Annotated in this window: 17 protein-coding genes; 5 read left to right on the top strand and 12 right to left on the bottom strand. The window is 39.3% G+C overall.

Translation table 11 applies throughout. The features are described 5' to 3' along the window. Positions 1-302: 302 nt before the first annotated feature. The 5 genes from AC25Y1_RS19195 to AC25Y1_RS19175 form a co-directional block, all read right to left on the bottom strand. The gene (locus tag AC25Y1_RS19195) at positions 303-1040 is read right to left on the bottom strand and encodes a hypothetical protein (RefSeq protein ID WP_488149620.1); all 738 of its coding nucleotides are present in this window, start codon (positions 1038-1040) and stop codon (positions 303-305) included. Continuing rightward, a complete protein-coding gene (locus AC25Y1_RS19190) occupies positions 1012-1905 on the bottom strand; it encodes an ABC transporter ATP-binding protein (protein WP_488149619.1) in 894 nt (297 codons plus the stop codon). The genes AC25Y1_RS19195 and AC25Y1_RS19190 overlap by 29 nt, the downstream gene beginning before the upstream one ends. 28 nt (positions 1906-1933) lie before the next feature. Beyond that, the gene (locus AC25Y1_RS19185) at positions 1934-3088 is read right to left on the bottom strand and encodes a hypothetical protein (protein ID WP_488149618.1); all 1155 of its coding nucleotides are present in this window, start codon (positions 3086-3088) and stop codon (positions 1934-1936) included. Between the two features lie 27 nt (positions 3089-3115). After that, positions 3116-4321, bottom strand: coding sequence for a hypothetical protein (locus AC25Y1_RS19180; protein ID WP_488149617.1), 1206 nt, complete (start codon positions 4319-4321; stop codon positions 3116-3118). A gap of 158 nt (positions 4322-4479) precedes the next feature. Further along, entirely contained in the window at positions 4480-6045 is a 1566-nt protein-coding gene (locus tag AC25Y1_RS19175) for an amidohydrolase (protein WP_488149616.1), read from the bottom strand. 107 nt (positions 6046-6152) lie between these two features. Here AC25Y1_RS19175 and AC25Y1_RS19170 point away from each other — a divergent pair, with 107 nt between their 5' ends. The 5 genes from AC25Y1_RS19170 (at position 6153) to pstA (ending at position 10752) form a co-directional block, all read left to right on the top strand. Continuing rightward, positions 6153-6593 carry a YtoQ family protein gene (locus AC25Y1_RS19170; RefSeq protein WP_488149615.1) on the top strand — a complete coding sequence of 147 codons (441 nt, stop codon included), beginning with the start codon at positions 6153-6155 and terminating at the stop codon, positions 6591-6593. Positions 6594-6804: 211 nt separating this feature from the next. Continuing rightward, complete coding sequence (gene pstB, locus AC25Y1_RS19165; protein WP_488149622.1) at positions 6805-7614, top strand: phosphate ABC transporter ATP-binding protein PstB; 810 nt, start codon at positions 6805-6807, stop codon at positions 7612-7614. A 196-nt stretch (positions 7615-7810) separates the two neighbouring features. Then, positions 7811-8824, top strand: a complete 1014-nt coding sequence (locus AC25Y1_RS19160) for a PstS family phosphate ABC transporter substrate-binding protein (protein ID WP_488149614.1) — start codon at positions 7811-7813, stop codon at positions 8822-8824. Positions 8825-8908: 84 nt separating this feature from the next. Next, positions 8909-9865 carry a phosphate ABC transporter permease subunit PstC gene (pstC, locus tag AC25Y1_RS19155; protein WP_488149613.1) on the top strand — a complete coding sequence of 319 codons (957 nt, stop codon included), beginning with the start codon at positions 8909-8911 and terminating at the stop codon, positions 9863-9865. A 2-nt stretch (positions 9866-9867) separates the two neighbouring features. Continuing rightward, the gene (pstA, locus tag AC25Y1_RS19150; RefSeq protein WP_488149612.1) at positions 9868-10752 is read left to right on the top strand and encodes a phosphate ABC transporter permease PstA; all 885 of its coding nucleotides are present in this window, start codon (positions 9868-9870) and stop codon (positions 10750-10752) included. A gap of 57 nt (positions 10753-10809) precedes the next feature. Here pstA and glmM read toward each other — a convergent pair whose 3' ends face one another. The 7 genes from glmM to AC25Y1_RS19115 all read right to left on the bottom strand — a co-directional run bounded on the left by glmM (position 10810) and on the right by AC25Y1_RS19115 (position 18603). Continuing rightward, entirely contained in the window at positions 10810-12162 is a 1353-nt protein-coding gene (gene glmM / locus AC25Y1_RS19145; protein WP_488149621.1) for a phosphoglucosamine mutase, read from the bottom strand. A gap of 40 nt (positions 12163-12202) precedes the next feature. Beyond that, complete coding sequence (locus AC25Y1_RS19140) at positions 12203-13492, bottom strand: CdaR family protein (RefSeq protein WP_488149611.1); 1290 nt, start codon at positions 13490-13492, stop codon at positions 12203-12205. Then, positions 13485-14321 carry a diadenylate cyclase CdaA gene (gene cdaA, locus AC25Y1_RS19135; RefSeq protein ID WP_488149610.1) on the bottom strand — a complete coding sequence of 279 codons (837 nt, stop codon included), beginning with the start codon at positions 14319-14321 and terminating at the stop codon, positions 13485-13487. Before cdaA ends, AC25Y1_RS19140 begins: the two co-directional genes overlap by 8 nt. Positions 14322-14452: 131 nt before the next feature. Beyond that, the gene (locus AC25Y1_RS19130; protein WP_488149609.1) at positions 14453-15088 is read right to left on the bottom strand and encodes a zf-HC2 domain-containing protein; all 636 of its coding nucleotides are present in this window, start codon (positions 15086-15088) and stop codon (positions 14453-14455) included. A 13-nt stretch (positions 15089-15101) separates the two neighbouring features. Continuing rightward, entirely contained in the window at positions 15102-15665 is a 564-nt protein-coding gene (gene sigW / locus AC25Y1_RS19125; protein WP_488149608.1) for an RNA polymerase sigma factor SigW, read from the bottom strand. 228 nt (positions 15666-15893) lie between these two features. After that, positions 15894-16799 carry an arginase gene (gene rocF / locus AC25Y1_RS19120; RefSeq protein WP_488149607.1) on the bottom strand — a complete coding sequence of 302 codons (906 nt, stop codon included), beginning with the start codon at positions 16797-16799 and terminating at the stop codon, positions 15894-15896. A gap of 82 nt (positions 16800-16881) precedes the next feature. Continuing rightward, positions 16882-18603 (bottom strand): bifunctional diguanylate cyclase/phosphodiesterase, encoded by a 1722-nt coding sequence (locus AC25Y1_RS19115; protein ID WP_488149606.1) that lies wholly within the window; start codon positions 18601-18603, stop codon positions 16882-16884. Positions 18604-18973 lie beyond the last annotated feature (370 nt).

Raw genomic sequence — 18973 nt, 5'->3', positions numbered from 1 at the left:
TCTTAAGTTGACGCGTATGAGGGCGGCGACTCCCGCGGAATCAGCATTAACCGAAAGCCCCGCAGGAAGAGCCGTAACGAAGAACGGCTTTTGCGACCTAAAAGCGTAGCGTTTGGGAGCACGGTTTTAGCGACGAGTAGACCCGGTAATGCCCGCAGGAAAGCGTCCGCCCGGAACGGAAATCAACGGAATCAAAGAATAAAACGAGTACTTGAATGATGAACTATTCAAGTACCCGTTAAAGTATTCACCATTTAAATGGTTTTCTGCTTGATGAGATGGCCAATACAGTTTTCAATATTTTATTTCCCCTCATCATCCGGTTTAAATTGAACATGACTAACACCGATAATTTTCAATTTTTGTCCCTCAACCAATTGAACATCGCTCTTGGTTGGAACGGCTCCTCCGCCGACCAGCTCGTAAACACGCACTTTTTTGTCAGGATCGAAGACCTGTAGGTATCCCACCCCTCCATTTTCAGTTGTAACTGTATAATCTCCCGCTTTAATATCCAACCCAACTTCCCAAATACCCGGTGTAAGATTGTTGGAGACTTTTGTTTCGGCATGTCGAACGGTTGCACCATCCAATCCGCCATCAAAGAAAATTGTATGATTTTCATTAAGGTCGACGGTCAAAGTAGAATCGACCCCATAAAAACGATCAAACATTTCTCGAATCAGTAAATCTCCCTGCTCATCATAGATAAATACATTTCCCGCATTCCCGGCAAAAATCTCATACCTGCCTTCTGGAACGTTTATTTCCATTCCCGACTTTTCAATTACACCCGTCGCTATTTCTTGCCCCTTCGAATTATCCCGGTCAACGGTATCATAAATCGTCTGACTCACTATCCCGACAAGCTCATCTTTTTCTTCTCCAACAATTTCACTATTTTTTTCAGCAGCTGTTATATTGTTGAATGTCGGTGCATTGAGTATACGTCCGCAACCGGCTAGAACTAGTAATACGGAAATAAGCAGAAAGATTTTACTAACTACCTTTTTAATCGGTGCTGTGGTAGTGTTTTTCATAATATTCCACCGTCCCTAGCGCGCCTATTGTCAGTTCTTCATCATTAAATACAAGTAACCGTTCTATCCACTCGATTTGTTCCGGAATCGACATATCCGCCAATGGAATACAAAGCAATCGCTTGGCAATATACATATGATCATCTGGTAAAGCGTATCTCAACTGTTCATACTCATTTGGATTAATGACGATTTTTATATACGATTCATCCTTCTCATTCAACATTTGTTGCTGAACAATTTTCCCTTCTTTTAAGAAGAGCACACGGTCCGCATATAAATCCAAGTTCTCAAGTAAATGTGAGGATACAAAAATCAGCTTATCCTCCTTCTTCATATCGAGTAAATACTCAGAAATGAGTGCGACGTTTGAAAAATCCAATCCATTCATCACTTCATCCATTAACATGACCGGCGTATCTGCCGCTGCCATCATCGCAAAACAAAGCCGCTGACGCATTCCTAATGAATAAGTACCCACTTTTCTTTTAACGTAATGGCCCATTTTTAGTTTCTCAATAATTTCTGGCAGATGTTTTGTGGAACCTTTCCACATGTTTCCATATAACTTCAAGTGATCGACACCCGACAATTCATCAAATAAATCATCTTGATCTGGAAATGTTGCCATATGCTTATGGATATATAGCTTGTCTTTTTCAGTATTGAAGCCATATTTATCATTGAATGTCACTTCACCATTTGTCGGCTTTAAGAAGTTTGCCATTACATTAAATAACGTCGTTTTACCCGTGCCATTTGGCGCAGCAAGACCGATTATCTCACCTTTACTCGCTGTTAACGATAAATTATTCAAGACGACTTTATCTTTGAATGCCACTGAAATATTCTTTAATTCAATCACCGCACACCCCGTCCTTTCCTCATAGTATTCACGCCAACTTCTCGATTTTCTTTACCTGTCGATAGCCTAGTTTATTCTTCGTAAATAATACAATGATTAACAGGACACAAACCGCAACTAACCAAAGGCATGCATACCAAAAATCGATTTGACTATTTCCCAATTGTTTTGCTAAATCTCCAGATAATACAGTTGAAAAGTCAATGTATGTGAGTGGATGCAATAACGTTAAATTTGCTCCCCAGACCAATAGTAAACTCGGCAACAAGAACACACTAAGTCCGACCAACACGTTTGCAAAAGCATTTTTAAACAAGACATTGAGTAAAATACTTAAATATAGGACAACTACTGTAATAATCGCCATCGCCACTAAACCATAGAGTAAGTAATCAAAAATGACGACTGCATCATAACCACCATTTTTGTAAATGACGATAGGATCCTTCAAATAACCCATCCCGAACTCTTTTGATAAAAAGTAATGGCCCAATAGCAATCCTAAAACAATAAATACCATCGTTTGAATGAAGTGGATAAACACTTTTATATTTATTTTACTCATAAATGAAATTGGAAATCCACTCATGACCGTTTGATGTCTTTGCTCATAAACAATGATTTCACTACCACTAATCAAAACAAAGAAGACAAATGGTAATCCACTAAGTAAAGCCAGCGCAGAGACAAAATGCGGCTCTGCTAAAAACTTATTTGAATCCAATTCTAATTTCTCTTTCTGTATAAAACGCAATAACGCATCTTCTTTTAGGATTTCTTCTTTTGGAACAATAAAATGTTGAGGTACACCTGGGTAGCCCAAATCATGCGCTTCGAGTCGCAATTCGTTTAACTCCAAACCGTTTGCAACATAATCCTCGGTCACTTCACCTTCCATAATATAGAATCTTTGAAAGTTTACCAATGTAGATTGTCGGGTTAAAATATCATACATCGCTTGCTGATCTGCGTTTCCTGTTTGCAAATCGTCACCATAAGACTTGAACAATATACTGTTCGAATTCGCTTCCGCTGCTTTTAAATCTCGCAAGTTTTCTGCAGGTGTTTGATTTGTATAGAGAACGAACAGCGGAAAAAACAGCATAATGACGATTCCAAGAAACCAGTTCTTTCGATTCTTTATTAAAATTTTCGATTCAAAAAGAAAGTATTTCCAAAGCATAATCTTTTCCTTTCTTCCAAAATGGCGTCAATTTTTTTGATAAAAACGCTGTTTGTTTACAATCCGAGAAATGAGAACGAGCAGAAGCTCAGTAATAATGATTGCAATGATAAATAGAAGATAGCCTTTTGAATATGTAATTGTCTCCAAGTTGACCAAAAAGTTCTTTGCACCCGTGATGACCTTTCCAAACTCAAAATACGTTTGGGGTAATTGACTGATTTCAACGCCGCCTATTTCCCTCAAAGTTCTCGTGAAATAAATACGTTCAGAAAAAAGTACAAGCGAACTAACCAGAAGAACAAGCCATTCATTTTTCAACAATAGACTTAACAACATATTCAACCGAATAAATAAGTACACAAGAATCGGTATGAAACCCATGGCAAGAAGCAAAAACTTCCCAATTGAAATCATTTCGGAGTCCATAAAACCAATTTCCTTGCCCGGAATGAGCGTAGGTATTTGTGTATCAAAATAACCAAAACCATTTTGGAAGGTAAGCGCTGCCATTCCGACAATAAATAGGGCGAATAGCACCAACATTGTATACGAAAATGCCACGAAAGTTTTAAGGTTAATCAGACGATACCAAGATAAGGGTATCCCTTGTAAAACGGTTTGGTTTTTCCGATCCCGTACAAGCACATCACTACCAAAATAAATCGCACAAAATAAGATTAAGTATGTCATGGGACCTAATAATAAATTCGACAATACTTGAAGCGCTGTCTTCTGTTCAATGATCTCATTAGAAAGCGGAAGATCGCTTGTTAAATAACCGTCATACCGCAAATTCATTTGATGTAATAGATTTGAACGATCCTTGAATGGATACGGCGACCTTGGAAATAGGGTCTTGTCTTCCAAAAAGGCCATATGATCTATGTTCATGATTTTGAAACGTAAATAACGGGTATATTCTTCGTTTTCATACGCATGGACCATTGCGTTACGCACTTTATTTTTGGATTCATCTTGTGCGTAAACCGACATGCCAATAAAATGAATGATTCCTGTTGCACCTCTGGCTTCTCTGCTTTCTTGAGACGCAGCTACATCAGAGACGAGGACTTTCAATTCTTCGGCATCAATCGTATCGATTGTATCCTGGTTCGGTAAAACGATAAAACAATAACTAAAAATCAATGCTGCTAAAAATACGATGAACATATTATTCTTTTTACTCTTTAGCATGAGCATAAACTCATGTTTTACAAAAAAACGATTCATCCCAGCCTCCCCTTAACAAGACTAAAGTAATAATGTTGTCATATTAGAAACTGAAAGATCATTTTCACGATTTCTAATATTCTATTTCTTCCACCTTTCACTAGTTTACCAAAGTATTGTAAAATAACAAGGGTGATTTATTGAATAACTTGATTTAATTATTCATAAACGACTTCGCCTGAAACTACCGTCATAACAACCTTTGCATCAAGTATCCCTTCATCCTCAACTGTGAATAAATCCGTATCAAGAATTGTAAAGTCAGCATCGAATTGTTCTTGAATTTTTCCGCGCACATCCCCTTTTCCGATAGTCGCAACACTTCCAACTGTAAATAAATGAACCGCTTCAAAACGACTAAGTTTTTCACTAGGTAAATAGCCTTCATGGGTTTCGCCTGGTTTGCGACGCGTCGCAGCGGCATAGATTCCGAGTAAAGGATCCACTTCTTCAACCGGCGCATCCGAACCGCCACCGCAAATGAATCCGCGGTCGATTAACTTTTTCCAAGCATATGCCCAGTCCAGACGGGCTTCACCTAACCGATCCATCGCCCAAGGGAAATCCGACGACACAAATATCGGTTGTAAATCCAAAATGACAGGCAACTTTTCCATTCGATCAACCAAATCGTCACGCAACACATTCACATGAATCAATCTGTCGCGCTTCCCTTCAGGAACAGGATGTTTTTCAATGGCATCTAATGCTTTCTCAACAGCCGCGTCTCCGATGACATGGACTGCAATTGCTTCATTGTATTTCCGAGCTAATTTAACAAGCACTTCAATTTCTTCATCAGAATGAACCGCCATTCCCGATGTTTCCGGTGTATCTGAATAGGGTTCTTTCAATAATGCAGTCTTTCCACCAAGCGCTCCATCGATGAAGAACTTCATCTCACCGGGTGTGATCCAAGGTTCGTCGTAAGTCGCCTTCTCTTCCATTATTTGTTGGAATACCGAGGATCTTCTTAGTAAATGAGCACGAAATTTTCGCTTATGGCCAATCACATTTTTGAATGCTTGAAGCGGGTTTGTGTAATCTCCGTAATAACCGAGATCATCCGTTACAGCTCCCGTCAATCCAAGTGCTACTAAATCATCGACGGATTTCGTTAAAGCTTTTGTCAACGATTCTACGGTTGGTTGCGGCAGTAAGTTTAGCACCATATCTTGTGCACCTTCATGAAGATAACCTGTCGCCTCACCGTTTTCATCACGTTCGATTACGCCGTCTTCTGGATCCGCTGTATCTTTTGTAATGCCCGCTAGTTCAAGTACTTTTGAATTTACAAGGGTTGCATGCCGACATGTTCTTCTTAAAACCATTGGAGAGTCCGTGATCTGGTCGAGTTCGCTTGCCGAGAGAATCTTTTTATCCGGGAAATTGTTTTCATTCCACCCTTCCCCAAGAAACCACTCATCTGCTGTTAAATCTTTATGTGCATTCCGGAGCATGTCCATCATTTCTTCAGCTGACCCCGCTTTTGCTAGATCTAGACTCAATAGTTTTTGACCATGGCCAATCATATGCATATGGCTATCGACAAAACCTGGATAGAGAACAGCCCCTTTTAAATCGACTTCTTTATCGGCTTGGTTTTTTAATTCGTCGTATGTTCCGATTGCTCTAATTTTCCCGCCCTCTGTGAGGAGTGCCTCAACCTTTTCGCCTTCAAAATTCATCGTATATATCGTACCGTTATGCCAAACTGTTTTCATTTTGTAATTCCCCCTTCTATCTAATAGTCTAAACTTTCGGGTAACCCTGTGCAATGGCAGTTGGAAAAATGCTACAATTACAGTAGAAACTATTGGAGGGATATTTAATGAGACTAACCGTTTATTTGGCAGGAGAAATTCATAGTTCGTGGCGTGAGGAAATTAAGATCAAAGCCTTAGCCTTAAATCTACCCATTGACTTTGTCGGTCCGATGGAAGATCACGACCGTTCCGATAATATTGGCGAAGAAATTTTAGGTGAACAACCAAATGCTATTTTTAAAGATGCAGCAGCTTCGAACTTCAATAATTTGCGCACCGAAATTCTCATGAAAAAAGCCGATCTTGTCATTGCTTTGTTTGGTGAAAAATACAAGCAATGGAATACCGCGATGGATGCAAGTGCAGCAGTTGCCTATGGAAAACCACTTATTCTGATTCGTCAGGAAGAACATCACCATGCACTTAAGGAACTATCACGTAAAGCACACGCAACTGTCGAATCAGTCGACCAAGCGATTAAAGCACTTCATTATATAGTAGAGTGAAATTTGTAAAGAAGCGCCCCATTAGTAAAATGTGGGGCGCTTTTTGCGTTATATTGGTAGGTCATAGGTGTTTTATTACGGATATAATCCACCCACTCCAGAGAATAACTATCAAAATTTACACAACCTTTACAATACCTTTATACTTCCTTAACAATCCATCGCTATCATTGTAAGTAGACAACTCGAATGGAGGATTCTCATGACTGTTATGAGTAAGTATAAAGAAGAAGCACCACTTCGACTGATGGAAAATGCCAACTGGAACAAACCTGTATATGAAACGAACGGATTGAATCTTTGGTACGGCTCGACGCATGCCTTGAAGAATATCGATCTTTCTATTAATGAAAAAGAAGTGACTGCCATTATCGGTCCTTCCGGTTGCGGAAAGTCAACCTATTTAAAAACGCTAAACCGTATGGTGGAAATGATTCCTGAAGTATCCATATCCGGGCACGTTACTTTCAATGGAAAAAACATTCTTGGTAAAGCAATGCCTGTTGAACTGCTTCGCTCAAAAGTGGGCATGGTCTTTCAGAAACCAAACCCCTTCCCAAAATCAATCTATGAGAACGTCGCTTTCGGTCCTAAGATTCATGGTATCCGTAACAAGGCAATGCTCGATAATCTTGTAGAAGATAGTTTACGAAAAGCTGCACTTTGGGATGAAGTAAAAGATCGCCTCAATAAAAGTGCTTATGGCCTTTCTGGTGGACAACAGCAACGACTTTGCATCGCTCGCTGTCTCGCGATAGATCCTGAAGTAATCTTAATGGATGAACCGACTTCAGCCTTAGACCCAGTTTCCACACATAAAGTGGAAGAGCTAATCCATTCGATTAAAAACGATGTAACCATCGCAATCGTTACCCATAACATGCAGCAGGCAGCACGTATTTCAGACCGTACAGCATTTTTCTTAAATGGTGAGATTATAGAATGTGACCAAACATCTATCATCTTTAATACACCAGCTGATAATTTGACAAATGACTATATAAACGGCCGCTTTGGTTAATCTAATAACCATGACCTTCTTTTAACGAGAATTCACACTTCTTATTTGAAAGAAGGTTTTATTTTTTCCTAATTACCCCCATATTTACAAAAGGTTTACATTAAACACATACTAGCTTAACAATGACTCCCTATACTAAAAGTAGAAAGAGATTATCTTTCGAATAAAACAGAGATTATGAGGAGGAACAATTCAAATGAAATTGAAAAAGTATCTTTTATTCCTAGCTATCGCAGCCTTGGCTGTAGTGATCGCCGCATGTGGTACAGACGGTGACGAAAAGTCAAACGAAAACGAGGAACAAACAAATAATAGCAGCGAAGGTGAAGCAACTGATAATGCGGACGCTGAAGAGTTAGAAGGTAGTGTAGTAATTGATGGATCTGGAACTGTTTATCCATTAATGGCAGAAATCGCTTTAGACTATATGACAAATGCACAAGAAGGTGTATCCGTTGAGGTTAGCCGTGCTGGAACAAGTGCAGGTTTCAAGAAGTTTCTAGTTGAAGAAAATGGAACAGACTTTAATGATGCATCTCGAGAAATTAAAGAAGAAGAACAAGCTGAAGCAGATGATTTAGGAATCGAAGTTAAAGAACTTAAAGTTGCATTAGACGGTTTAACATTCGTTATTAACAAAGAAAACGACTGGGCAAAAGAAATGACACCAGAACAACTAGTTAGCATTTTCAAAGCAGACAGTGGTATTACAAAATGGTCTGATTTAGACCCAAGCTGGCCTGAAGAAGAAATTAAACCAATGGGACCAAACGAAAACCACGGAACTTACGAGTTCTTCTATGAAAACATTCTAGACAAACAAGATCTAACTGATACTGTCAATCTGCAACAAGAATATTCAACACTTGTTAACTTAGTTTCTGAAGACAAAAACGGTATTGCATTCTTCGGATTTGGATACTATGTCAATAATACTGATAACCTTGAAGCGGTTCATGTAGATTTCGGTAACGGTGCTGTTGAACCATCACTTGATACAATCTCAGAAGACGGCGACTACGCTGACTTTACTCGACCAGTATTCACATACTTGAACGTCCAAAATGCAAAAGATAAACCACAAGTTCTCGACTATGCAATTTATCTGATGGACAACATCAATAAATTTGCTGGTGACACTGGATTTGCACCAATTCCAGAAACAGAAGTTGAAGAAAGCATTGAATACCTAAACAGCCTAAAAAACTAAAAGCTCTGAAATAAAGAAGATGAGCGCAGAACTCTTGCCCTCATCTTTTTTCATCTTTTAAATGATAAAGGAGTGCGCAGCGCAATGCCGATTAATAATGATTTTTCAAAAGAGAAAGAGCTTGGCATCCGGGAGTTAATAGAACAAAAACAGCACTCAAGAAACTTTAAAGAAATGTTTGAGAAAGCAATCCCATTCTTTCTTTTTCTAATAGCTTCTGTCTCGATATTGACCACCATTGGAATTGTTTTCACACTGTTGTCTGAAACAATCGAGTTTTTTAAACGAGTACCGATTGTAGAGTTTTTTACTGGAACTGTCCTAAAACCACTTAGTCAAACGCCTCAATTTGGTGTTCTACCGCTGATTATTGGAACAATCACGTCCTCACTTATCGCTATGGCAGTTGCTGCACCTATTGGTCTGATGTCTGCAATCTATTTGAGTGAATATGCTTCTGATAAAGTTAGAAGAACGGTTAAACCTTTACTCGAGATACTTGCAGGAATTCCAACAATTGTCTATGGTTTCTTCGCATTTACTTTCGTCACGCCACTGCTGCGTGAGATTATTCCAGGACTTCAGGCAACAAATATATTAAGTCCTGGTATTGTAATGGGTGTTATGATCATTCCAATGATCGCGTCGCTGTCTGAAGATGCAATGAGCGCCGTTCCGAATTCAATGCGTGAAGGTGCTTTAGCTTTAGGCTCAACGAAATTAGAAGTAACTAGAAAAGTTGTCATTCCTGCAGCTCTTTCTGGAATTATCGCCTCCTTTGTTCTTGGAATTTCTCGTGCAATTGGCGAAACAATGATTGTTACAATTGCGAGTGGAAGCACAAAAAACTTCACATTCGACATTACACAATCTATGCAAACAATGACTGCTTATATCGTTGAAGTAACCGGTGGAGATGCGCCTGCTGGATCTACTATCTACTACAGTCTGTATGCTGTTGCCATGACACTCTTTGTATTTACACTGCTGATGAATTTGTTGGCAAGATCAATTTCCCGCAAATATAGGGAGGAGTACTAATTATGGAACGAGTATTGGAAAGTAAAATGGTTAGAAAATTGAACGGACGCTTACTGGTAAATACGATTTCCAAATATATTTTTCTTCTGGCCACGCTATTCGGGCTCGTTGTACTTGCAATTTTAATTTACCGTGTCGTTTCTGAAGGGGCAAGTTGGATAAATTTCGATTTCTTAACAGGTAAAACATCAACTAAACCAGAAAGCGCCGGTATAATGGGGGCTATTCTAGGAACGTTTTGGTTAATGCTCGTCGTTGCTCCAGTTACCATGTTTTTAGGCGTTGGAACAGCCATCTACTTGGAACTGTATGCAAAAAAAGGACGATTGCAAGGAATCATTCAAACAAATATTTCAAATTTAGCTGGAGTGCCTTCTATTGTTTATGGAATCCTTGGTTTGACTGTATTTTCTCGGACAATGAACCTCGGCAATATTGTACTTGCAGGTGGGCTCACCATGTCCCTCCTCATTCTCCCGATTGTCATTGTAGCGAGTCAGGAGGCAATCCGAGCGGTTCCCAACCCATTGAGTGAAGCCTCATACGGTATGGGTGCAACCAAGTGGCAAACCATTAAAGGGATCATTTTACCCGTTGCACTTCCTGGAATATTGACGGGTGCAATTCTTTCCCTATCTCGTGCAATAGGAGAAACCGCACCGTTAGTTGTTATCGGAATTCCTGCTTTACTCCTGCCTTTCCCAGGTGGAATATTCGATAAGTTCACAGTCCTGCCTATCCAGATTTATTATTGGACACTAGACTCTTCTCTCACAGCGGAGTATGCAAATTTAGCAGCTGCAACAATTATTGTGTTGCTACTAGCTTTATTACTATTAAATACAACAGCGATTATTATTCGAAACAAATTCCAACAAAAACATTAAAAAAAAGCTATCCAGTTCGCATGATGTGCCGCGAATTTTGGATAGCTTTTATTATATTTATTCTGTTAAACCCATTTCTTTTTGAACAACGTCTACAATTCGCTCTGCATAGCGTGCGCATTCTTCTTCAGTTGATGCTTCAACCATAACGCGAACAAGTGGCTCCGTTCCTGAAGGACGCACGAGAACGCGACCGTTACCAGCCATTTCTTTTTCGACTTCAGCAATTTTTTTTGCAACCAATTCATTAGTGACAACCGCGTTTTTATCCGTTACACGGACGTTGATAAGTCTTTGCGGATAGATTTTCATTTCACTCGCTAAATCAGATAATGTACGCCCTGTTGCTTTCATAATATTTACCAGTTGAAGGCCTGTTAAAAGACCATCACCCGTCGTATTGTAGTCTAGAAAAATAATATGGCCAGATTGTTCTCCGCCTAGATTATAATTTCCTTTGACCATTTCTTCAACGACATATTTATCGCCAACAGCTGTTTTCACACTCGTCAACCCGTGTTCCGAAAGTGCTTTATAAAACCCGAGATTACTCATAATTGTAGATACGATTGTATTTTGCTTCAAACGGCCTTCAGACTGCAAGAAACGTCCGATGATGTACATGATTTGATCGCCGTCAACAATCTTTCCATTCTCATCTACAGCAATTAATCGATCGCCATCTCCGTCGAAAGCAAGCCCAATATTCGCTTCTTTTTCAAGTACAAAAGCAGCAAGCTTCTCAGGATGTGTCGACCCAACCCCGTCATTAATATTAAGTCCATTTGGAGATGAACCCATTGTTGAAATATCTGCTTCCAAATCTGCAAAGACATGTGTCGCTAATGTAGATGTGGCACCATGTGCACAGTCAACAGCGACATGAATTCCTGTGAAATCTTCTTCAACGGATTGTTTTAAGTATTGAATGTACTTATGGCCACCTTCAAAATATTCCATTACAGAACCGACATCTGCACCAGTCGGGCGTGGCAAGTTATCTTCCTGCTCATTAAGCAATTTTTCAATTTCCTCTTCTTGCTTTTCTGTCAGTTTGTAACCATCAGCACCGAAAAATTTAATGCCGTTATCTTCAACCGGATTATGAGAAGCGGAGATCATTACGCCGCCATTTGCATTCATAACACGAGTTAAATAAGCGACGCCTGGTGTACTAATGACGCCAAGTGTCATAACTTCAACACCTGTTGATAAAATCCCAGCGATTAAAGCATTTTCAAGCATATGGCCTGAAATGCGTGTGTCTCTACCGACGATTACACGCGGCTTTTCCTGCGAGTCTTTTGTTAGCACATAACTCCCAATTCTTCCTAATCTAAAAGCAAGCTCTGGGGTTAGTTCGTCATTTGCAATCCCACGTACGCCATCCGTACCGAAATACTTTGTCATTTCCATTCTCCCTTTCAAACTACACATTGTTTCTTATCATTTAGGCGAGTTCAATTTTCATCGTTACTTCTTCATCAGAAAGCGTCCATTGTACACCGCTGGGACCCTCTATGGATACTGGGTATATAATGTCGCCTTCTGTATCTGTTTCTGTAGCATCAATTGAAACCACGAAATCAGACTTCATTAGTTTACCAATAATGTCAGATTCAGCTTGAACTGTCAATGATAGTAATCCATTTTCTGGTTTTATCAGTGTTCCTACATATTTTTGATCCAGACCAACGACCTGGATTTCAATATCCTCAAAACTAATAGTTTCCATTGACACTTCAGGATCCACCGCCGCAATATCTTCGTCCTGCTCTTCTTCCACTGCCTCTTCTTCTTCTTCCACCGTAGCTTTCACTTCAACTTTGGCTTTTGAAACGGATAGTGAAGTAGCACCTTTGGGTTTGTGAATCTCTATTTCTAATGACCCAGATTCCTTAATCTTCGAGACATCAACATTAACCGTGAGTGCATTAATTTCATCAAGAACTTTCCGTGGACCGTAAATCGTAATTCTCTCAGAGTCCGACGATAAGGAATCAATCGTTACACCTTCAGGTGGTGTCCCGGTTTCTTTTAATACAAGAGGGACTTCTTTATTGTTTTCAACAATTCCCACTTTAACAGTGACATCTTCTGGGGTAATAGAAAGATCTAACTTATTCAAATCCCGATCAAGTACTCGAACCCTAGCCTGTTGCTCGAATGATTCGCTAATTCCATCTTCGCCCGTTATAGATGCTTTCACAAAACTAATTGCCTCAATAACACTTTTAGCACCTGTAATTTCAATTGTTGCTGGGACAACCTCCATACTTACCAGGTTAAAATCTTCAGCGATTAATTGTTCGTTCAATTCGGGTTCTATCGTGAATGTTTCAGTGATTTTTTCTTCAATCGTTACATTCACAGTTGCCGGGTCAATGTGTACGGTCAGTTTTTCAGAAATGTTTTCAGCTTGTATTCTAACTTGATGCTTTCCCATCGTCAATGTCCGTAAATCAACAATGAGTGTAAAGTCTTTCACTTGTTTTGTCGTCTGCACAAGGTTGATTGGGCCTTCAACTGTAACATTCACCGTTTCAGGTACACCTGTTACAACTAAGTTTTCATTGTCATAATAAACCTCGACCGGCACATCGCGGATAATATCAACATGATCACCGGTTTTGTTTCCGTTTGACTCTTTTTCATCAGCCTGTACTGAATAGAACAAGAATACTGCGAGAAATAAGGCCGTGAAACGAAGAAACCATGGGTTATCCATAAATTTATCCATTTCTTTTCACTCCCCATTTCCATTTGGAAGTACTTTTTTGCTCAGGTGATGTACCAAACAATACTTTACGTAGTCTTACTTCAAATTCTTCGAGGCTAAGATCACGGTATAACTCCCCGTCAATCGCTAAACTAATTGCACCCGTCTCTTCAGAAACAATGATTGTCACTGCGTCCGTCACTTCGCTTAGCCCAAGTGCTGCACGATGTCTAGTTCCTAACTCTTTTGAAATAAAAGGACTCTCAGAAAGCGGTAAATAACAACCAGCTGCCTCTATTCGATTCTTTTGTATAATAACTGCACCATCATGAAGTGGCGCATTGGGAATAAATATATTAATTAAGAGCTCTGACGTAACAACAGATTGAAGTGAAGTACCTGTTTCAACATATTCACTTAATCCAGTTTCACGCTCCATAGAAATGAGCGCACCAATTCTCCGCTTCGCCATATAACTGACAGATTTGGCCAAAGCTTCCATTAAACGATCATGTTCTTCTTCCTCTTGAATCACAGAACGTGAAAAAAGCTTCCCTCGACCTAATTGTTCGAGTGCGCGCCGTAATTCCGGTTGAAAGATGATAATGATAGCTAAAAAACCCCATGGCAAGACTTGATCTAATAACCATTTTAGCGTATTAAAATGAAATACATCAGTTAATAATCGCACAATGATAAGAACAAAAATCCCTTTTAATAATTGTACTGCTTTCGTTCCTTTGATAATTTTAAATAATTGATAAACAACGAACCAGACAAGAAGCACATCCACAATGTTTATGAACGATGCAACTGGACTGAGATTAACAACTTTATCCCAAATTGGCATGTGCTTCGCCTACCTTTATTGACGATTTCATATGTGTTCTAGTATAACATATCGGCATGACTCTTTGCTTCTATAAACATATGAAAAGCGACCGATTATCCACTATGCGTGGTTTTGTTCGGTCGCTTCATTTACTCTTCTATCGAGTCATTCGTTTTCGATGACGGCCAAATATCTTTGGCTACTTTTTTGATTTTATACCATAACCAATCGAAAGCTTCGTGGATTTCTTCAATTTCTCCTGTCACTACAGCAGTTGAAGCCATATACTTCGAACCGCTAATCACTGTAATATTCCCATCAACTTCCCCGTCGACGTGAAGTTCCCCGTTTTTTACGACAACATCGCCTTTGACGACTTCTCCTGCTGGCACAATAACAGTTTCTCCTTCAACAATAAGGTTTGGCTGTTTCGTTACTGAAAATTGTTGATCATTTCCAAAACTTGAAAATGTCGATACACTCATCATCAAAAAGAATAATGCTGCTGCGGCTAGTAGTGGATGATTTCTAAGCCATCTATTAACACCCACCTGCTTCTTCTCTTTTGGCAGCCTATTCATAACCCCTTCTACAAATCCCGAAGGTGCTTGTATCGGCTCTATATTTTCTAAAAATGCGATGGACTCGCTCATACTCTCCATAAGTTCAGCACATTCCGAACACTCTTCAAGGTGTTGCATCAATTCTTGCTCATCTGCACGGTTAATATCACCATCTAAATACGCATGCATAGAATGAACAATGTTTTCCGGACACGTATTCATACCAGATTCCTCCCTACAAATTACCCATTTGTTTTCTCAATGCTGCTCGACCGCGATGTACGCGAGTTTTCACAGTACCTAAAGGCAATTCCAAAATATCACTGATTTCCTGCAATGGTAACTCTTCAATGTAACGTAATATGATAACTGATCGGTATTTATCTGAAAGCTGACCTATTTCATATTGAATACGTTCTTGTGTTTCCATTCTTTCAATTTCGTCTTCCGGAAGTTCACCTGCCGCTGCTATTTGGGAATACATGGTGAGCCCTTCCGTTCCTGGCACATTTGCATCTAGATAGTAATCCGGTTTTTTCTTCCGAATCCGATCAATACATAGATTTGTCGCAATTCGGAACAACCATGTTGAAAATTTCCGTTTTTGGTCAAATGTATGAATATTGATATAAGCTCGGACAAACGCTTCTTGCGCAATATCTTCTGCTTCTTGTTTATTACTAAGCATTCGATAACAGACATGGTAAAGTCGGTGCTGAAAAAGCGTTACGATTTCTTCGAATGCATCCTGATCGCCTTTCATCACTTCATTTATTCGTTTATTTATCAAATCATCCATCGTTTTTCCCTCCGCTCTATGCGGCTGCCCCTTCTATACGTTTGAAGGTACCAACTGGTTTCATTTATTTTTAATTTAGTATCTTTAATTTTAACAGATATTAAAATTTATATCTCCGTGAATTAGGAATTATTTACAAATCCTTATCAATTATATCGAATTTCCATATAAAAAAGCTCATCCATTTGAAAGGATGAGCTTTTTTATATATTTTTTCATTATTTTTCATCAAAGTAATTTTTCACCGAATAGTGAACCGATCAATCCAACTGCGACATCTGCTGTTTTATTTTTCTCATCGAGTATCGGATTTACTTCAACAAATTCTGCGGATGTAATGAGTCCAGACTCTTCAAGCATTTCCATTGCTAAATGACTTTCCCGATAACTGATACCGCCCGGTACTGGCGTTCCAACACCTGGTGTATACAGTGGATCTAAGCCATCTAAATCTAATGACAGATGTACGCCGTCTAATTCAAGTGACTGTAAATAAGCGATGGAATCTTGTATAACAGCAGTCATCCCATATTTATCAATTTCATGCATTGTGTAAACTTTAATTCCTTTTTCTTTTATTAACAATCGTTCTCCAGGATCAACGGCTCTAGCACCAATAATGACGATGTTTTCAGGCTGGATTTTGGGGCCATTTCTATGTATATTTACAAGTTGTTCATCACCGAGTCCGATACTGACTGCCATGGGCATGCCGTGAATATTTCCAGACGGCGAAGTTTCAATCGTATTCAAGTCTGCATGTGCATCATACCAAATGACGCCAAGCTTTTTATAAGATGTTGATAATCCAGCAAGTGTTCCAATAGCAATGCTGTGGTCTCCGCCTAGAACGAGTGGAAATTTTCCATTTTGCACAGTCACTTCCACTTCTTCTGCAAGCTTTTGATTGGCTGCGATTACTTCATTTAAGTTTTTCAATTTAGAGTTTTTTGCTTCACGGTTTTTAGCGATTTCAATTTGAATATTTCCTTCATCGACTACTTCATGTCCAATCGCTTCCAGTCTATCAATAACACCTGCATAACGTATCGCGCTTGGTCCCATATCAACCCCGCGACGACTTTGCCCATGGTCGAGTGGGACACCAATAATTGATATTTTATATTTCTTCAAATTAACTACTCCTTTCCCACGCTATCTATAGTATAAATCGTCGAATACAATGGCTCAACTGTACATTAAATTGGATTTTTATTCATCCGTTTTTTTGCAACCATATTTTTTCGCATTCTTTCGGGCTTGTCGGTCGACTGTAAAAATAGCCTTGTCCCTGTTGACAGCCTAATTCCTTTAAAATAGAGATATGTTCTTTCTTCTCTATTCCTTCTGCAATCACATTTAGCCCTACTGTATTGGCGATTGACAAAATAGCTTTAACAATTGCACGGCTTCCATCATTTGTATCAATATCACGAATAAATGACATATCGATTTTCAGTGTATCAGCGGGCAGCTCTTTAATATAACTGAAAGAACTATAACCGGTTCCAAAATCATCTATGGCTACTTTAATACCAAGCGCTTGGATTTCTTCAATTGCCTCTTGCATGTCGACTGTGTTTCCAAAAGCACTTTCAGTTAATTCGAATTCAAGCGATTCAGGTATGATCCTCGTTGCATGTATAATGCTTTTTACGGTAGGTATAAAATTCGGGTCATCTAACTGTATAGCTGATACATTAACCGCTACACGGAAATCATACCCTTTTTCTTCCCAACTTTTAACTTGCTTGCACGCTTCTTGTAATATCCATTCGCCCAGTGGAATAATCAGATTTGTCTCCTCTGCAACTTGAATGAATTTATGAGGTGGAATTTTGCCAAGGTCTGGATGGTGCCATCGGACAAGCGCCTCGACCCCAGTCATTTCACCACTATTAAGATTGAATTTTGGTTGATAATCAAGACTGAAATGTTCAAGCTGAATACTTTTTCTTAACTCATTTTCAAGAATGATTCGTTCGAAAGTTTTTTCGGCAGTCCCAGCTTTATAGATTCCGTAACCACGTCCCCCGCGATCCTTGGTCTCATAAAGTGCTTGTTCTGCCTTCATTGTGAGCTCAGTGGCATCTTTTGCATGCTCAGGGTAAAGGGCGATGCCAAAACTTAGCGAAAGGGTGTACGATTGTCCTGCTACAGCAATCGGTTCGATTAAACCTTTTTCAACGTCTTTCGTAATCTGTTCGGCATGCGCTTCGTTTCTAACATTTTTAAGGATAAAGGCAAATTCATCTCCTGAAATCCGTCCAATAATATCAGCACCCGATAAGATTGTTTTTAATCTCTTTGCAACAACCGACAAAATATAATCTCCCGCCTCATGGCCAAAGGAATCATTGACGTAACGAAGGCGATCAATATTCAAGAATACAAACCCAAGTTTATGACCATTTTTCCGTGCGATCTTCACCTCTTGCCTAAGTTTCCTCCGAAAATAGACTCGGTTTGGTAACTTGGTTAATTGGTCATTGTAGGCAAGGTCACGAATCACTTGTTCCGCTTCTTTACGGGGTGTAATGTCATATCGTATGGAAATATATTGATAAGGCTTCTTTTTATCATTTAAAAAAGGGACAATCGTCGTATCGACCCAATAAAACGAACCGTCTTTTTTTCTATTTTTTATTTCACCACGCCATACACTTCCGCTCCCTATTGTGGCCCACATATTTTTGAAAAACTTACGAGGGTGATATCCAGAATTAATAATTTGATGGGTTCTGTTAATCAGTTCGGAAGGCTCATATTGGGATATCTCAGAAAATTTATCATTAATGTAGAGAATTCTTCCGGTTTGATCCGTTATTGCGACGATAGCTGATTGATTTAGCGCAAATGAAATATCCTTTAAGCTTTTATCAACAGTGCCATTTCCACTAGAAAATACAGCTTCTAATGATTGATATCCTTCGGACATTTAATCACCTCTCGTTTAGTTTTCAGGAGTACGATATATAAAGTGAAACTTCAATCATTGGGGGTTTTCCTCATCCCCCAATGCAGTTCAATTCTTCCTAACTGATTGTTAGTTGAACCAATCGGGCTTTTACGGGCAGTTTGACGCCCACCTATCCTTATCGTTTTACTTAAATCTTGAGGTGGGCGTCTTACTGCCCGTTAATGCGGGATAAAATTTTCAAACGGAATCCAAACGCTTTTACTTTCTATTTTTATTGTACAGTATAACGCAAAAAAATCCCTCCCATTTTTAATGGAAAGGATTCTTTAATAACTGGGGTAGCTGGGTTCGAACCAACGAATAACGGAGTCAAAGTCCGTTGCCTTAC

Source organism: Sporosarcina sp. Y1009 (assembly GCF_057669865.1).
The sequence above is the reverse complement of the archived record's forward strand: the minus strand, read 5'-3'. Positions and strand labels throughout refer to the sequence as shown.

What these genes read in the sequence shown, in the direction of transcription:
- AC25Y1_RS19195 (WP_488149620.1), bottom strand. Translation starts at nt 1,040, where the DNA reads ATGAAAAACACTACCACAGCACCGATTAAAAAGGTAGTTAGTAAAATC.
- AC25Y1_RS19185 (WP_488149618.1), bottom strand. Translation starts at nt 3,088, where the DNA reads ATGCTTTGGAAATACTTTCTTTTTGAATCGAAAATTTTAATAAAGAAT.
- AC25Y1_RS19180 (WP_488149617.1), bottom strand. Translation starts at nt 4,321, where the DNA reads ATGAATCGTTTTTTTGTAAAACATGAGTTTATGCTCATGCTAAAGAGT.
- AC25Y1_RS19175 (WP_488149616.1), bottom strand. Translation starts at nt 6,045, where the DNA reads ATGAAAACAGTTTGGCATAACGGTACGATATATACGATGAATTTTGAA.
- AC25Y1_RS19170 (WP_488149615.1), top strand. Translation starts at nt 6,153, where the DNA reads ATGAGACTAACCGTTTATTTGGCAGGAGAAATTCATAGTTCGTGGCGT.
- pstB (WP_488149622.1), top strand. Translation starts at nt 6,805, where the DNA reads ATGAGTAAGTATAAAGAAGAAGCACCACTTCGACTGATGGAAAATGCC.
- AC25Y1_RS19160 (WP_488149614.1), top strand. Translation starts at nt 7,811, where the DNA reads ATGAAATTGAAAAAGTATCTTTTATTCCTAGCTATCGCAGCCTTGGCT.
- pstC (WP_488149613.1), top strand. Translation starts at nt 8,909, where the DNA reads ATGCCGATTAATAATGATTTTTCAAAAGAGAAAGAGCTTGGCATCCGG.
- pstA (WP_488149612.1), top strand. Translation starts at nt 9,868, where the DNA reads ATGGAACGAGTATTGGAAAGTAAAATGGTTAGAAAATTGAACGGACGC.
- glmM (WP_488149621.1), bottom strand. Translation starts at nt 12,162, where the DNA reads ATGACAAAGTATTTCGGTACGGATGGCGTACGTGGGATTGCAAATGAC.
- AC25Y1_RS19140 (WP_488149611.1), bottom strand. Translation starts at nt 13,492, where the DNA reads ATGGATAAATTTATGGATAACCCATGGTTTCTTCGTTTCACGGCCTTA.
- cdaA (WP_488149610.1), bottom strand. Translation starts at nt 14,321, where the DNA reads ATGCCAATTTGGGATAAAGTTGTTAATCTCAGTCCAGTTGCATCGTTC.
- AC25Y1_RS19130 (WP_488149609.1), bottom strand. Translation starts at nt 15,088, where the DNA reads ATGAATACGTGTCCGGAAAACATTGTTCATTCTATGCATGCGTATTTA.
- sigW (WP_488149608.1), bottom strand. Translation starts at nt 15,665, where the DNA reads ATGGATGATTTGATAAATAAACGAATAAATGAAGTGATGAAAGGCGAT.
- AC25Y1_RS19115 (WP_488149606.1), bottom strand. Translation starts at nt 18,603, where the DNA reads ATGTCCGAAGGATATCAATCATTAGAAGCTGTATTTTCTAGTGGAAAT.